The organism is Dyella sp. PARNA 12/25 (genome assembly GCF_055702865.1).
Map to the genome: position 1 here is coordinate 142,532 of NZ_JBVQCI010000010.1, position 14,204 is coordinate 156,735.

Annotated in this window: 16 protein-coding genes; all 16 read left to right on the forward strand. The window is 57.0% G+C overall.

The features are described from left to right. Window positions 1–53: 53 nt before the first annotated feature. The 16 genes from AC0GUR_RS17760 (at window position 54) to AC0GUR_RS17835 (ending at window position 13,490) form a co-directional block, all read left to right on the forward strand. The gene (locus AC0GUR_RS17760) at window positions 54–818 is read left to right on the forward strand and encodes a CPBP family intramembrane glutamic endopeptidase (RefSeq protein WP_472878833.1); all 765 of its coding nucleotides are present in this window, start codon (window positions 54–56) and stop codon (window positions 816–818) included. A 344-nt stretch (window positions 819–1,162) separates the two neighbouring features. Further along, window positions 1,163–1,531: a hypothetical protein gene (locus AC0GUR_RS17765; protein ID WP_472878834.1), complete on the forward strand. Its 369-nt coding sequence runs from the start codon at window positions 1,163–1,165 to the stop codon at window positions 1,529–1,531. A gap of 370 nt (window positions 1,532–1,901) precedes the next feature. Then, window positions 1,902–3,866 carry a S41 family peptidase gene (locus AC0GUR_RS17770; protein WP_472878835.1) on the forward strand — a complete coding sequence of 655 codons (1,965 nt, stop codon included), beginning with the start codon at window positions 1,902–1,904 and terminating at the stop codon, window positions 3,864–3,866. Between the two features lie 217 nt (window positions 3,867–4,083). After that, entirely contained in the window at window positions 4,084–4,551 is a 468-nt protein-coding gene (locus AC0GUR_RS17775) for a hypothetical protein (RefSeq protein WP_472878836.1), read from the forward strand. Window positions 4,552–4,754: 203 nt separating this feature from the next. Next, window positions 4,755–5,342: an outer membrane beta-barrel protein gene (locus AC0GUR_RS17780; RefSeq protein ID WP_472878837.1), complete on the forward strand. Its 588-nt coding sequence runs from the start codon at window positions 4,755–4,757 to the stop codon at window positions 5,340–5,342. A 281-nt stretch (window positions 5,343–5,623) separates the two neighbouring features. Then, entirely contained in the window at window positions 5,624–6,073 is a 450-nt protein-coding gene (locus AC0GUR_RS17785; RefSeq protein WP_472878838.1) for a hypothetical protein, read from the forward strand. A gap of 197 nt (window positions 6,074–6,270) precedes the next feature. Then, window positions 6,271–6,903: a hypothetical protein gene (locus tag AC0GUR_RS17790; protein ID WP_472878839.1), complete on the forward strand. Its 633-nt coding sequence runs from the start codon at window positions 6,271–6,273 to the stop codon at window positions 6,901–6,903. Window positions 6,904–7,089: 186 nt separating this feature from the next. Then, window positions 7,090–7,491, forward strand: coding sequence for an energy transducer TonB (locus AC0GUR_RS17795; protein ID WP_472878849.1), 402 nt, complete (start codon window positions 7,090–7,092; stop codon window positions 7,489–7,491). Window positions 7,492–8,296: 805 nt separating this feature from the next. Then, window positions 8,297–8,683, forward strand: a complete 387-nt coding sequence (locus AC0GUR_RS17800; protein ID WP_472878840.1) for an energy transducer TonB — start codon at window positions 8,297–8,299, stop codon at window positions 8,681–8,683. 100 nt (window positions 8,684–8,783) lie between these two features. Next, complete coding sequence (locus AC0GUR_RS17805) at window positions 8,784–9,266, forward strand: hypothetical protein (RefSeq protein WP_472878841.1); 483 nt, start codon at window positions 8,784–8,786, stop codon at window positions 9,264–9,266. Window positions 9,267–9,361: 95 nt separating this feature from the next. Further along, the gene (locus AC0GUR_RS17810) at window positions 9,362–9,910 is read left to right on the forward strand and encodes an SUKH-4 family immunity protein (protein WP_472878842.1); all 549 of its coding nucleotides are present in this window, start codon (window positions 9,362–9,364) and stop codon (window positions 9,908–9,910) included. Between the two features lie 167 nt (window positions 9,911–10,077). Continuing rightward, the gene (locus tag AC0GUR_RS17815) at window positions 10,078–10,863 is read left to right on the forward strand and encodes a hypothetical protein (RefSeq protein ID WP_472878843.1); all 786 of its coding nucleotides are present in this window, start codon (window positions 10,078–10,080) and stop codon (window positions 10,861–10,863) included. 225 nt (window positions 10,864–11,088) lie between these two features. Beyond that, window positions 11,089–12,369: a tetratricopeptide repeat protein gene (locus tag AC0GUR_RS17820; RefSeq protein ID WP_472878844.1), complete on the forward strand. Its 1,281-nt coding sequence runs from the start codon at window positions 11,089–11,091 to the stop codon at window positions 12,367–12,369. Window positions 12,370–12,480: 111 nt separating this feature from the next. Further along, entirely contained in the window at window positions 12,481–12,735 is a 255-nt protein-coding gene (locus tag AC0GUR_RS17825) for a hypothetical protein (protein WP_472878845.1), read from the forward strand. 70 nt (window positions 12,736–12,805) lie between these two features. Next, the gene (locus AC0GUR_RS17830; protein WP_472878846.1) at window positions 12,806–13,141 is read left to right on the forward strand and encodes a hypothetical protein; all 336 of its coding nucleotides are present in this window, start codon (window positions 12,806–12,808) and stop codon (window positions 13,139–13,141) included. A 91-nt stretch (window positions 13,142–13,232) separates the two neighbouring features. After that, a complete protein-coding gene (locus AC0GUR_RS17835) occupies window positions 13,233–13,490 on the forward strand; it encodes a hypothetical protein (RefSeq protein ID WP_472878847.1) in 258 nt (85 codons plus the stop codon). Window positions 13,491–14,204 lie beyond the last annotated feature (714 nt).

The window sequence follows — 14,204 nt, forward strand, 5'->3', positions numbered from 1 at the left end:
TAGCCGGACGGCGAGGTCCGCATATTCAGTAGTCAGGCCTCTTTGGGAGACTCATGGAAACGTTAGATCTCGTGTATTTGGGCCTGGTTGCTGTGACATTGCTCGCTGACCAATTTGTAATCTGGCCGCGCTTTGTCCGGTCCTCCCAAACGGAGCCTCAACGAGCCCGGCTGGCGCTTTGGAAAAGCTGGATGGGAATGCTTTGGTTTCTGTCACTCGCCGCAGCTTTGTTGTGGATTTATCTGCATAGGCCTTGGGATTTGCTGGGCCTTCACCTTCCAACGGGATGGCGGATTTGGACCTCTGCTGGAGTGGTCCTTGCAGTTGTCGCTTTATATACACCCACCATTTCCAAACTCAGCAGGATTTCTGCCGAGCGAAAGACGACCCTTCGTGCACGATTTGGCGACCACGCGGAAATGCTGCCGCAAACACAACGGGAGCTTGTCTGGTTTATTGCCCTATCTCTGACGGCCGGATTCTGTGAGGAGTTGATATTTCGCGGCTACCTCATTTGGGCACTCCATACAGTCGTTGGCCTGTGGGCGGCGGCGGCGCTTTCGTGCCTCGTCTTTGCCTTGGCCCATTCGTATCAGGGCGTCAGTGGAATCATCAAAACCGGGGCGATCGGCGCCTTGCTCACGGTGATCGTCCTCGCTTTTGGCTCCCTAATCCCCGCAATCGTGATCCATGCGCTCATCGATGTTGCGCAAGGCGTCGTGGCGTGGCTAGTGCTTCGCCAGATCCCCGACGCAAAACAGGCGGTCGTTGCAGTCAGTAACGCTTCCGAGCAGGCGAGCCTGCGGACTAAGGCCTGACAACTCATTCAAGCCGGCGCCGCTTCGAGGTGCGGCTTAATTCAAGCGTTAGGCACAGTAATGAAGGCCACTAGCCGCGCAACTTGATGCGATCGCTCGCGAGTGCGGGGCTAGATGCTTCGCGGAAAGGCTTCATTTGGACGGGAAGCGGCATGGCAAGGGCGTCTTGAGATGGGTCCATGAATCTTGCGGTTCTGTTCCACCCTGGGAGTCCGTGGATCTGCAGGATGCAGATCCTGGGACACACTGGCAGAATTGGAATGTCTGCTTCCGACCCGGAGCGGACGCTTCCAAATGCGGCCGAGATTGAAGAACAGCCCATTTCCCGTGGTGAATAGACAGCCATGACTTCAGAAAACCCAGCTGACAAAGTTACATATCACGTCATCGTTGATGGGCTCGATGAAGAGGCGCAGCGGGTAGTGATGCGGCACTTCGAGACAAAGCGGGGAGGTGCTCGTCCGCATGACCTTTCCCTCTACGTATCCATCAAGATGGATCTAGAACGAATCGCGGATGGCGTGTCATGGCTAAATGACTCGATGGCGGGTCGTTTTCATGGAATCCACATCAAGGCAAGTGTCGAAACGGACCTGAACTGGGCGGAATTCGAGCTGCCAATACAGCTCACGGAAACCGCATCGACACATAACGTCGGCATCAGGGTGTTTTTCGCCTCTCGGTGGCGAGCGCCCAGTGTCGCCAAGGCCTAGAGCATTAGGTCCGCTTCCGACCCATAGCGGACATCGCGTTGTGCCAATCCGTGACGTCGGATAAGTCATCTGATACGACGGTGTGGATACTTGCGACGCAAGAAGCGTCGTGACACGATTTCTCGGGGGGAACTAAGTCAACCGTAGTCATCGCAATTTATTGCGACACTCTGTGAGCACGCTTTGATTGCTCGCCGGGTGCACAGTGATGCGATTGTTGCGTGTGTACTGCGTTGACTGATCGAGCGTTCGGCAGGGTAGCCTGGCCACCGAGGCCATCATCCGTGTCTTGAAGTCGAGCCCCTGCATGGCTGAAAGCCGGCGGAGAGAGTTCGCTGGCTTATTTGAAACGCGCGATGGGGGAAGGGGCGTGCATCGATCGACCAAGACCGCCTTGTGCGGCGCTGTGATTTGTTGCCTGGCGGCTTTCGCCGTTCGTGCGCAGCAGGTTCCCGCATCTGCCGGTTATCAGGTGAAGCCATTGGCGCCGAGGGCGGAAAACGCCAGTAGCGCGGCGCCGACGGACTATAGCCTCGTGGTCCGGCTCGTCGAGCGGTTCCAGTACGTGCCCCAGGCTCCCAATGAGGCGTTTTCCTCGAAAGTGCTCCGTGTCTATGAAAGTCAGCTTGATCCGGAGCGCTTGTTCTTTACCGCCGAAGACATCACCAGTTTCCAGCTGCAGGCTGCGCAGCTCGCGGCGGGCTTGAGGTCCGACGACACCAGTGTTCCCGAGGCTATTGCGCAACGACACGCTGCCAGGGTGGAAGAGCGCGTGCGTCGCGCCATCGACCTGCTGCAAAAAGGTTTTGACCTGGATACGCGGGAGACTCTGCCGACGACCCAGCCACGCGAGGAGGCGTTTCTCTCCAATCATGATCTCGACGAGCGCTGGCGGAAGATCGTCAACAGTGACTGGTTAGAACTCAAGCTCGATGGACTGAGTGACGCGGCCATTCGCGCGACGCTGGCAGCGCGCTACCAATCATTTCAGACACATCTGCAGCGTGGGGACACGCAAGACGTGCTCGCGCGGTTCCTGGACGCGTATGCCCTGGCTGGTGCCGAAGGGAGCCGATACATGGCTCACGATGACAGGCGCGATGGCTACCTGCCCCGGCTGGGTCTTGCGTTGAAACAGGATGCCGATGGACCGCAGGTGAGTGAGCTGTCGTCGCGGGTGACCCAGCGTTTCGCCAACAGCATCCACCCTGGCGACAGAGTCGTTTCCGTAGCAATCGACCAAGGCTCAACAATCTTTTTGGATGGCTGGAGCCTGGCCGAAACGTTGGCCCTGCTAAGTAGCCCCGATGCCGCCAACGCGGCGCTGCACTTCACGCTACGCGAGCAGGGAGTCGCGCCGGGCGGTCCGCTCAAACATGTGACGCTCAAACAGGGAGACTTGCTCGATGAAGGCAAGCCGGCCCTCAGGGACATCTCACTGGGTGACGCTGACAAAGCCCATGTAGCGGTCATCTCGTTGACTACGTTCTACGAGGATTACCAGGCAAGGTACCTCCATAGACCTGACTACCAAAGCGCCGCGCGCGATGTAAAAGACCTCCTGCTGAAGGCAAAGGAGTCCGGGGCGCAAGGTGTCGTGCTCGACTTGAGGGGCAATGGCGGCGGCGCAAGTCAGGAAGCCGCCGACGTTGGCAGTCTGTTTGTTGGCCAACGCCCGCTGTGGCGCCTGAGGAAATCCCAGGGCCTGGAGCTCATGCAGGGAGACGTCACGGAGCCGGTATGGACCGGGCCGCTGGCCGTGCTGGTTGATAGCGGCAGCGCGGGTGCCGCGGAAATGGTCGCTGCCGGGCTGCAGGACAACCGGCGTGCGCTGGTGCTTGGCCGCACGACGCAGGGCATGTGCAACATGGCCAGCGTGGTCGACCTTAGCCACCTGGACCACACGCATGCGAGTTCAACGCACGGTTCGCTCAAGCTTACGGTGGCCACTGCTTTTCGTGCCAGTGGCGACAACCTCACCGGACATGGTGTAACGCCGGATATCGTCATGCCTTTCAATGCGGCCATCGCGCACATGCCAGGGCCGCCTTTGATGACGTTCGAATCTATCGGAACGTCACCCGCCGTGCCGATGCTGGAGTTGTCCAGGATCATGCCTCAACTGCAGCGAGCCCATGATGAGCGAATGGCCCGGTTTCCAACGGACGGAAACGCCGTCGATTTGCCTGTCGATCGGTGGCCGTTGGGCCTGGCGCAACGCAAAGTGCTTCGCGATGCAGCCTCGGCCCTGGCTACCACTCCTTCGCGCGACGACGCCCTGTTGCAGGAAGTCGCTCTCATTCTCGCGGACGAACAGCGGATGCTTTACCACTAGTGCCATACCTGGGCTGAGCACGACTTGGGCGTCACCCTCACCCATTTAAAGGATCGACGGACGTTCGTCCGAGCACATGGACTGAAAGGCTGCTGGTTGGAAGCATCGCCGACACCGAGTGCCAGGAAGATTGAAGGACGTTTGCTATCGACCCGGGGGAGGTGTCGATAGGGACGGTCGCGACTGAAGTCATTCATGACGAAATCAGGGGAAATCCATGTTTGGCAGAACCAGGGAAGCCGTGAAAGGGATCGCTCTTGTGCTCGCCTGCGCACTTCTGGCGAGCTGTTCAACGAGCGTCGTAACAAAGTCTCGATCGACGACTCAAGCCAAGAACTTGAGCGACAGTGAGGCGGCGATCATCGAGACGCGGCCTGCAACCCGGATCCTGTCCATCGACGGCGAGTCTCTGCCGGAATTCAGGAACTGGAGTTACGTAACTCAGGTTGTGGCAACCCGGGTAACGCCTGGTGAGCATGTGCTGATGCTTCGCGTCGTTATGTATAACGGCAATACGCGAGATGCTGTCCCTCTTCACATTCGTGTCGAGGCAGGGAAGCGGTACGACGTGTATCCGGTGAGTGAAAGCCAGACCTTTCACGATGGTGATCTGGTTAGCTTCACTATCGAACAGCAGTATTCCGGCGTCAGCAAGGAAGGCCTTGGCGGACCATCGCCGCGCTGAATCAGACCAGACAACCGATGCGTCGAACGGCGGCCGGAGTGCACACGATGGTCAATTTTCCCGCCGGCCACCTTGCAGAATTTTCCGCCTTCGGTCGATACCGAGCCGCGCGAAAGTGGGAGAGCGAAAGCTCATAGGAAGGGGCAATACGGTCTGGCAATGACCTGTGTTGCCCAATGTCACTAACTTGGATGGAAGGAATCATGCGTAAACTGCTACTTACGGTACCGATGGGTCTTGCAATGATGTCGGCACCTATCGCCAGTCACGCCACGCAGGGTGGAAGCAGCGATATCTTCGTCAATGGCAGCGTCGGTACCTCGCACGCCGACATTTCTGGCCTGACAAAGCACAACGACACCGGGTATGGCTTCAACATAGGCTATCGCTGGAATGACACCTGGGGTCTGGAAACCGGTTACGTTGACCTCGGCAAGCCCGAGGCCAAGGGATATCTCATCAACGGCTATCCCTACAACCTGAAGCTTCATGTGTCAGGTTGGACCATCGGCGCCAATGGCAAGCTCAACTTTGCGCAGCATTGGTTCGTCAGCGCGCGCCTTGGTGCCTTCTTCTCCAATAGCAAGTTGACGGTGGATGGGTATTCGGGGGACTTCACCGCCCACGATACCAATCTGTATGTCGGTGCAGGCGTCGGTTACAACTTCAATCGAAGCCTGAGCCTGGGCCTCAATTTTGATCGCTACGAAGCCAAGGCCAAGGGCATCCTGACGGGCACGAACAACCCGTATCTGCTCTCGGGAACGTTCGAGTATCGATTCGGCATCTGACGTTCTGGCCAGTTTGGAAAGTAGACGGAGTTGCGTACGGGCCGCGCATGTTCGGCCCGTGCGCAGACCTTGTGATCGAACTTGCAACCAAGAATCGAGAGTTGGCGCCTGGCTGTCTGGCCAGCTGCCGGCGACTTCGAGCGAGCAACACTGGATCGCTAGCTGGTAGGGGAAATGCAGATAGTTATGGCCTCGTCGACTGCAGTGCATCGACGAGCCAACGGCGGTTTTCGATATTTGAGGAGAGGTCAATGCGGAATTACCTGGGCCTGGCAACCAGCTTGACGCTGCTTCTGCTTGGCGGCTGTATGACCCTGAACGAACCAGCCATCGCGTATCGTGACAAAGCCCATCCACAAGCGGATACGGCGGTCTTCGCAGTGCAATCTACCCAGAAGACGGACGATGGCAAATGGCTTTCCGGGTCCGTGGAAAGAGTGGACGGAAAGTCGATGAAAGGGCTCAGCATGAGCTTGACCGAACCCGTTTGGGTGCGTGTCCTCCCTGGCGATCACACGTTCGACGTTATCTACGGCAAGGTGGGCCGTTTCGCCACGCGGACATTGCACGTGCCCGACATGCAGCCGCGCCACGTCTATGTGGCGTGGATAGAAGACCACGGTGAAACGTACAGCATGCAGGTCAAGGACCTGGGTGAGCACAGCAACTTCACCGAGCACCTCCCTTGGGGGACGTCCACCAAGAGCGGCGACTTCCAGGCGACCTTCTGAGCTGCCTCGACTGGCCTTTGATCCGACGTGGCCACTGCCATCGCGACACACACCACATGTGCCGAACGAGATCGCCTCGTCACCACCGAAGCAAAGAAAGTACAGCGGTTGGAAGTACCGGAGCCCGAGGGCCTTACCAAAATTCTTGATCGACGCGCTGTCCCAATTCAATTCCAACAGGAAACAGGGGTTTCTTTATGAGGACGTTGAGTCGCGCCGCTGTCGCCGCGCTCGTAGTGACGTTGTCTGGATGTGTTGTTGTGGGCGTAACGCCGATTGAAAAGCACGACGTCAAACCGGACGGTGCGTTCGGGTTGGTGGCGGGAAGCTTCGCCAGAGAGAAAACCACCGACGTGGCCTTCATATTGCAAAACACAGACACCGGTAAGGAATTCGTGATGTCGTTTGGCGACAACACATTGCTGCCCAAGGACATCCCGGATCAGGTGGTCGCCATCAAGCTTCCGGCCGGGCATTACACGGTATCGGAGTGGGAGACATTCGCGACCCTCACCAAGGAGCGATTCACCAAGTCGCTTGTCACCAATCCTTACATCTCCGCCCCATTCACGGTTGAAGCGGGTGCCGTCACGTTCCTTGGCAAATTTCTGGTCCAGGGGAGTTCCGGCGTCAATGAAATGCGCTGGCAAATCCGGCCGCAACCAATCAGTTCTGACCACGCCCATCAGGCCTTCGTCGCAGCGTATCCCGCCTTTGGTGACAGTCCGTTCGCTTGCCGTGTTTGTACTGACACGGTCCCTCACACGACGCCAACACCCAAGGTCTACGCTTTCCCCACCGTCCAGCCTCAGAAGCCTCAGACCAACTAACACCCGGCGTGGTGCAGATATCGGCCAGTATTCCAGGGCGTTATGTTGTGCTGTCTAGAGGTAATGCCGGTCGCGTTGTCATAGTCAACAAACGGGAGAGTCTCCATGCGGTCAATGGTTCTGACAGCGATGCTTGCATTTTTGTGTGGCTGCGCGACGAGTCCGGTGTCGCACACCACGCCCAGAATGCTCACCATTACGCCTCCCTGGGATGAAGCAAACGCGGACGTGAAGCCCTACTCCGTTCCCTGGCCCAAGGGCGCCGACGGGTCGTTGCAGTCGGGTGAGACCATTGTCCTGGCGCTCATCAATGCCGCCGGCACAGTTGACAGGATTCGTGTTGAATCCACATCGGGAAGTCCAGCGCTTGATATGGCTGCCGCCGAAGCCGTGCACCGGTGGCACTTCACGCCTGCCAAGCGCAATGGTGTTCCAGTCGATGGCTATGTACGAGTTCCCGTCGTGATGGACTCGCGACGTAACTGGGCGAGTCAACAGACGTGGGTGTCGCCCAGGACTGGGCTACCGTCCCCTCGGTCGGCCTGGGGGCAGCTCACCCAGCCGAAATCGTTGGACGGCACGCAGTAGCCCTTGGACAAACGTCCGCCTTCGACGCAACGCGGAGCTTATGTGCTCTCACCACAAAGCCGCCGACTATGCCAAAAAATAGGGGAAATCATGGAACAAGTGAATGTTAGCGTTGGGCAGTGGGCGCGCAGCCTGCCTGATTTTCTTAGCTACTTTCGACACAAGCCGTGGAGTTTCAGGGCACGGGGAATAGCGCGCCGCGCACTCCAAGTGCTTTGCTCGTTGCCTCTACTTGGGATGACGGCATGTATGGCGAGCGGTCCGTTGTATAAGCCAAGTGCGGCCCCCAGCGATGACCAATCTCTAATTTACCTCTATCGAATCAATGCGCCCTACGGTAGGGCCGTGCCGATGAGAATCGAAGTCAATGGAGTGATAACCGGAATACTTCCGAGCAACTCCTACACTTCCGCGTACGTTCCTGCTGGCAATGTCACTGTGTCGGCGACGCGGTGGTATGACTTCCAGTACCCAGATGCCAAGCGTGTCACCGTCTCTGGACCTGCCGTAGGTGGCGAAACGTATTACCTTCGCGTATCTCAGGTTCAAAACGGGGCGTACGTTACGACAAAACTGGAACGCGTTCCGAGTGTCATTGCGATGGATGAATTGAAAGATCTTAAGCGTGCAGAGAAGGACAAGTAATGCTTAGTACCTTCTAGCTAACCGTGGCGGCCGCTATTGAGAGAGGCCAGGATGTCCGCTTTCGACCCGGAGCGGACACCGGAACTTCCTGGTAGACCACGATACCGCACTGGCCGCGAGCTGCCACAACAGGGTCGCAGAAGAAGACAGGGGGAATTTGATGAAGCGCTTACTGTTCTTGGCCTCGTTGGCCTTGGTTGGCTGTGCCTCGCAGCCGGCTAAGGTGCCAACAGGCACCGCTAGCACCAAGATACTTTCTATCCCGCAGCATTATCAGAACACCTCGCTGGCATCCCGGATGTACTCGGTTCCCTGGCCCAGAGACGCCAGCGGCGTCTATCTTTCGGGGACAACGACCATCATGGCGCATGTCGCAGCGACGGGAGATGTCCTGACCGCCAATATAGAGACGAGCTCTGGGCACAAGGAGTTAGACGACATAGCTCTCGAAGCGGTTCGTCGCATGCATTTCAACCCGTCTATTAAGGGTGGTGTAGCGGTGGACAGTTATGTCCGCATTCCGATTCCGATGAATCCCAACGGATGATTGGCTCAATCTAGGGCGCGTAGGTTGTCTGCTTCCGACCCATAGCGGACCTGACTTTATGAACAGTTGATCGCGATGTAACGAGCCAAGGGAAGCTTTAATGAAACAACTTGTTCTGGTGCTCTTCGGAGCCTCGTTTCTTTTTCTAGGATTGACTGGATGCGTCTCGAGCGCCAAGCCACAGATCGTGTATAGCGATAAGGGGCACGCGCTTTCAGACACATCTGTCTTTTCTACCATTGGGGTTAATCCAGGAGCCTTGGTTCAAATCACTTCCGTGGATGGCCAGAACACTGACTGCGTCATGGAAGGGTGTCCAGTTTGGGTTAGAGTTCTACCCGGCCACCACACATTTCACCTGCGCGTCCAACAGTTCATGTCGTTGACCCTGAAGTATGTGGGCGTTGAGGATGTGGACGTTTCGGAAATGAAGCCAAGACACGTATACGTCTTGAATTACGTCATTTCGGATGATCACAAGGAAATTCGCGGTGTGGTCGCTGATCTGGGCGAGAATTCCGGCTACGCGCTTCCCCAGAACATAGGTGGCATGCACAGCACAACGCCACCTGTGACGTTTTGATATCCGACGCAACAGCAATGTCCGCTTCCGACCCATAGCGGACCTAAGGCGAGCGTGGCACTTTGCTACGCAACTGGATGCAAGGGGTGAGATGGATGGAGCCGTATCAGCTTATGGAGGCCTGGAGAGAAGCCGGGGAACGGTTGGTGATCTTCTCTTCGGCAGTCTTTGAAGGTTTACCAGTTCCCGCTGAGGCAAAGGCCTTTCTAGGCGAGGTCGGTCTCCCCGCATCCGTCGCCCCCTTCCTCGATTTCGCCCAGCCAAAGGTCGGAGTGCTCCCTACTGTCGCTCAGATCTGGCGATTGGAAGACGCCGATTTCCACGGCTATTACGTTATTGGCTCAAATGGCTCGGGGGATTCGATCGCAGTTGGCCCGGCGGGCGCGGTCTACTACTTGAACCATGATGCTGGATTCCGCCCTTGCTACATCAATAAGGACGTTCGGACGATGTCTGAGGTTCTTCTGTGCTATCGGCAGATGGTTGCAGATGCCCTGGCGGCCGGTGGGCCAGATGGCTTTCTAGACGGAGCCGTAACCTCGGAGTCGACGACCGCGATGCGGAGGCTCTTGGAGGGGCGAGATCCCCAAGCACTTGCCGAAGGATCAATGTGGGCTGAAGAGCTGGAAGCATTAGGCGGCTAACAGAAGGTAAGTGTCTGCTTCCGACCAAAAGGGCACGATTTCCAGCAAGGCCATTTGGATACATCGAGGGAGGCGTGAGACGCCACTGACATCAGGTCCTGCTTGAGTACTTGACTGCGGTGCGTAAGATCTGTGTCAGGGGCAAGGGGCCAACTACAGGGGAAGCCATGAACGTCGTAATTGTGCGAGGCCCTGCTTTGCGGTGCCGTTTCATCGTGCCTGCAACCATACTTTCTATCGCCACCATCATCTCCGGGTGCGGAACGGATCCAAATCGTCTGAAGGCTCCGACGGGAATCACTTGTATAGATCTAACGGAGCCAATGTCGTCTACTGGCACCTATGGCCTCGATCATAAGTGGACCACTAGATTGGAGAGAGGTCCCTACTGGTCGGAGAAGGTAGACGCGAAGGGGACTTTTTATCGTGCCCCACCGGGAGGCGTGTCACTCACCGGGGAAAAAGGTGTTGGCTTTCCTGGTCAGCCAACCACATCAGATGGCGGGTTCTATATTCCCAACGATCCAAATGAGCCCGTCCGACTTTATCGATATGCCTCCACAGAAGCGGCGCCGGCCGAGGTGCCGCCGGAAGGTGCAAATTGTTCGACTGCCATCTTTGTGAAAGACCCAGCCACATCAGGCGTCAGCCTGTTGGCCTTCGCAGAGGCCGGGGCGCTGGGCGGAGCGGCGGGTGGTGTAGTTGGTCGCAGCCTCGCAGGCCATGGCATGAGCTATGGGCACGCTGCTGGCGTAGGGGCGGCAGGTGGCCTAGCAGGTGGATTGATCGTTGCCGCGATAATCAATGAAGGTGAAGGAAAAATCGTCGGCGGGCTTCAGGTCAAAGACGCCCAGTTCCTGGAGAAGCTTAGAACGCTCGCCAATGACAAGGTGCTTGTTAGTCAAGCGCAGATCCATTCAGCGCACGATGGCACGCCAGCAAAAACGGACTGAGCTTGCGAGCCAAGGAGCCGCATTGAAGCAAAGGTGCTGCCCTTTGTCAGTGGGAAGGGGTGGAACTCGGATTGCCAAGGTGAGATCCAGCAGCCAGTTCAAGATGAGTCGTAAGCTCCGCGTTCGACCCGCAGCGGACAGTTCAATCGAAGAATAACGGTACCAGGTTGAGTTTTTAGACATTAATTGCTTGGTAGGTCCGACGGGCCGGCCTGAGGGGGGAGTGTGGATAGATCGGTACAACAATTGTCGATGTGTGGAATTGTTCTGCTTCTTGCCGCGTGCTCAACTTCAGGTCAACTGAAGGACGGTGAGCAATCGTATAAGTCGGGAGAATTCACCGCGGCAAAAGCAGTCTTTGAGCCGTTGGCGGCAAAAGGCAACGCTGAGGCGCAATACCGGCTGGGCCTGATGTATGAGGATGGTCAAGGCGTCGAAGTGGATAAATCTCGTGCCGACCAGCTCTTCGCACAATCGGCGGCGCAGGGGTACGCCGACGGAATCAATGCCTTCGCTGCTGATCTGGAAGAGGGTTCCGGTATTGATGCGGACTTGCCACGTGCCGTTGCTCTCTATCGCAAGGCTGCAGATATGGGCCATGCCAAAGCGGAATACAACCTGGGGCGAATGTACGAGCACGGTAGGGTCGTTCCTGCCGATCAAGCGAAAGCCGCAGAGTTGTACTTGAGGTCGGCAAAGCAAGGATACGCGATGGCCGAATACAACCTCGGGCTCATGTACGACGATGGCCGAGGCATCGTCGAGGACAAGAAACAGGCAGCGTACTGGTACGGTGAGGCGGCCGCACAGGGAAACAACATGGCCATGAACAACCTAGCCATTCTGTATGAAGATGGCGAAGGCGTAGCTATCGACTTGAATAGGGCCGTCCAGTTGCGTACCGAGGCTGCCAATAAAGGCAATGTCGAGGCACAGCGGCATCTCGGTCGAATCACCGAATGGGGAAAAGGCGTTTCTCAGGACCCGAGTGCGGCAGCACGCTGGTATCGCATGGCGGTCGATGGTGGGGATGCGGCAGCCGCTGATTACCTCGCAAGCATGTACTACGACGGGCGTGGTGTTGAGAAAGACTACACAAAGGCAATGTTTCTGTATTCCATGGCAGCGGCACGTGGCAATGTCGACGCCGTCAACAGTCTTGGAACGATGTACGTCAACGGCGAGGGGGCCCCGGTAGATTACCTCCACGCCGAAGCGCTATTCAGGGCAGCCGGCGACTCGGGAAATGCCAATGCCATACTCAACCTTTCGGCGCTCTACTACGATGGAAACGGCGCCGCGGCGAACGACGTATCGGCTTATGCCCTTGCAGATGCCGCCGCCGTTGTGGACGAGCACATTCGCCTCAAGGCCACCGGACAACGCGACCTGATCGGCCGGTCGATGAATGGAGCGCAGATACAGGAAGCGAAGCGCTTAAGCGCAAACATCCTTCGCGTTGGCGTAGGAAAAGCGCTCGACGAGGTAAGACGCGCGCCACGCTAAGCAAATCAAACTATCGGCCGGCCGCGTTTTGACGAGTTCTGCTGCGATGCCCGCTTCCGACCCACAGCGGACATCACAAAACTAGGTGTCACAAGATGGAACTGGTGCCTGATGATCGATAAGAAGCTTCAGCCGGTCGAGTGGGCCTCGTTCGTGTATGAACTCGAGGACGCTCGAGAGCATCTCGAAAACCTGATAAAGGACCTCGAGCAGGAACCGGACTATGGCGAGCCCGAGCTCCGTATAGATCTAGGACACGTGTTCGCGCATCTCAACAGGGCTTGGCGGCGAAGCGCCCGAGATGTGGACGAAGCCGAAAGGGAATGGGCATCCCAGTTTCCTGATGACTTGACACCGGTAGGCTAATGTCTTCTTCCGACCCGGAGCGGACATTGCAAATGCCTCCGACGCCGCGAATGTATTCGAGTACTGCGAGGTGGAAGTTCGCAATCTTTTTGTGAAGGATCAATTATCTATGGCGTACTTTCGAGTTCTGCTCTCAGGTAGCGGCATCTCAATTGTGCTTGAGGACCACGCGCAGCCTGCAATTGGGTTCTTTGCGACTCGATTCATCAAGGCTGAAAACAGTGCGCGAGCAGAACTACTGGCCAAGAAGTCGGTGCAGTCAGAATGGTGCCCTGGAGGTCCCTATGCAGATGCCAATAAGGGCGCAGTTCCATTATTGACGACGGAAAGCGTGGATTCGGTTGGCTTGCTTGCCGGTTTCGTCAAGCGAAATTTGAAGGGCTACTCGTTCTATCTACGTGACTAGGCGTAGCCAATAATGTACATGAGCGACGCGTGTCCGCTTCCGACCCATTGCGGACATCGGTAACTTGTAGATCGACCGCTTGGAGAGGGCGATGCGCGCGTCATTGGAAGACTGGAACAATGGTTGGACTGAGGTCGAAGTGAGCCTTTTTGCCTCAGATATCGATCGCCTCATTGCCTTACTGCAAATGATCAGAGCCGACCCGGATCAGCACTTTCATGCCACCAGCAACTTTGTCGGCACGGGTGGAATCGGTCAGATAACGTTTCAGATTCAACGGCCAGGTGAGACAGATAACCTGAGTCTTGGTGGCCGGGCTATGGGCGAAGGCGAGTCTATTAGCCCGTGACGAAAAGCGTCCGCTCCCGACCCGTAGCGGACAGTTCCTGCACGATTGGTCCTGACAATTGGGCGAATGAGCGAGGTTGCAAGTGCGAATACACCGATACACAAGTGGACCCGGCAAGCCTGCTTTGCTATGGCTGACGTTGGCCGCGCTCCTGCCGCTGTCGTTTTCGTGCTTCGCTAAGGCAACCGAGTTGTCATGCGAGGGAAGTGCTGAGGGCGCGAATTACGCGCTTCACTTGTACTTGGATGGCGCGACTGTCACGGGTTTTCGACTCGAAAGTGCTGTCCAAAGCGGGGACGGTGATTGTGACTTGGAGGCTTCTCGGGATGCGCAAGCTGCTTCGCGGTTCTTGAAGTCCGAGTGGACTTCAAATGCTGGGATCACGACGATTTCCATCAAGGACACCGACGGCTTTCATGACCCCAAAGACTATGCGACGGTAGAGATTCGAAGGGGCTCGGGAGGCTATTCCCTGGCATATCACATGGACGGCGCCGCGAGCGTATGCGGCGTTCGGGGTTACCTGCCAAGTAAGGTGGTGCTTGCCGCTGGGCAGAAGCACTGTAAAGAGGGTTAAGCCGGGACTGAACCAGTTCTTGGGCTGGAATTTGGAACAGCAGTAAGGTCCGCTTGCGACCCATAGCAATGAGATGGACTCCTCTCCGTCTTCGGCATCAAGTGCCAGACTGGAAGCGATAGAACCAGTCGCGAACG

What these genes read in the sequence shown, in the direction of transcription:
- AC0GUR_RS17760 (WP_472878833.1), top strand. Translation starts at nt 54, where the DNA reads ATGGAAACGTTAGATCTCGTGTATTTGGGCCTGGTTGCTGTGACATTG.
- AC0GUR_RS17765 (WP_472878834.1), top strand. Translation starts at nt 1,163, where the DNA reads ATGACTTCAGAAAACCCAGCTGACAAAGTTACATATCACGTCATCGTT.
- AC0GUR_RS17775 (WP_472878836.1), top strand. Translation starts at nt 4,084, where the DNA reads ATGTTTGGCAGAACCAGGGAAGCCGTGAAAGGGATCGCTCTTGTGCTC.
- AC0GUR_RS17780 (WP_472878837.1), top strand. Translation starts at nt 4,755, where the DNA reads ATGCGTAAACTGCTACTTACGGTACCGATGGGTCTTGCAATGATGTCG.
- AC0GUR_RS17790 (WP_472878839.1), top strand. Translation starts at nt 6,271, where the DNA reads ATGAGGACGTTGAGTCGCGCCGCTGTCGCCGCGCTCGTAGTGACGTTG.
- AC0GUR_RS17795 (WP_472878849.1), top strand. Translation starts at nt 7,090, where the DNA reads ATGCTCACCATTACGCCTCCCTGGGATGAAGCAAACGCGGACGTGAAG.
- AC0GUR_RS17800 (WP_472878840.1), top strand. Translation starts at nt 8,297, where the DNA reads ATGAAGCGCTTACTGTTCTTGGCCTCGTTGGCCTTGGTTGGCTGTGCC.
- AC0GUR_RS17805 (WP_472878841.1), top strand. Translation starts at nt 8,784, where the DNA reads ATGAAACAACTTGTTCTGGTGCTCTTCGGAGCCTCGTTTCTTTTTCTA.
- AC0GUR_RS17810 (WP_472878842.1), top strand. Translation starts at nt 9,362, where the DNA reads ATGGAGCCGTATCAGCTTATGGAGGCCTGGAGAGAAGCCGGGGAACGG.
- AC0GUR_RS17815 (WP_472878843.1), top strand. Translation starts at nt 10,078, where the DNA reads ATGAACGTCGTAATTGTGCGAGGCCCTGCTTTGCGGTGCCGTTTCATC.
- AC0GUR_RS17825 (WP_472878845.1), top strand. Translation starts at nt 12,481, where the DNA reads ATGATCGATAAGAAGCTTCAGCCGGTCGAGTGGGCCTCGTTCGTGTAT.
- AC0GUR_RS17835 (WP_472878847.1), top strand. Translation starts at nt 13,233, where the DNA reads ATGCGCGCGTCATTGGAAGACTGGAACAATGGTTGGACTGAGGTCGAA.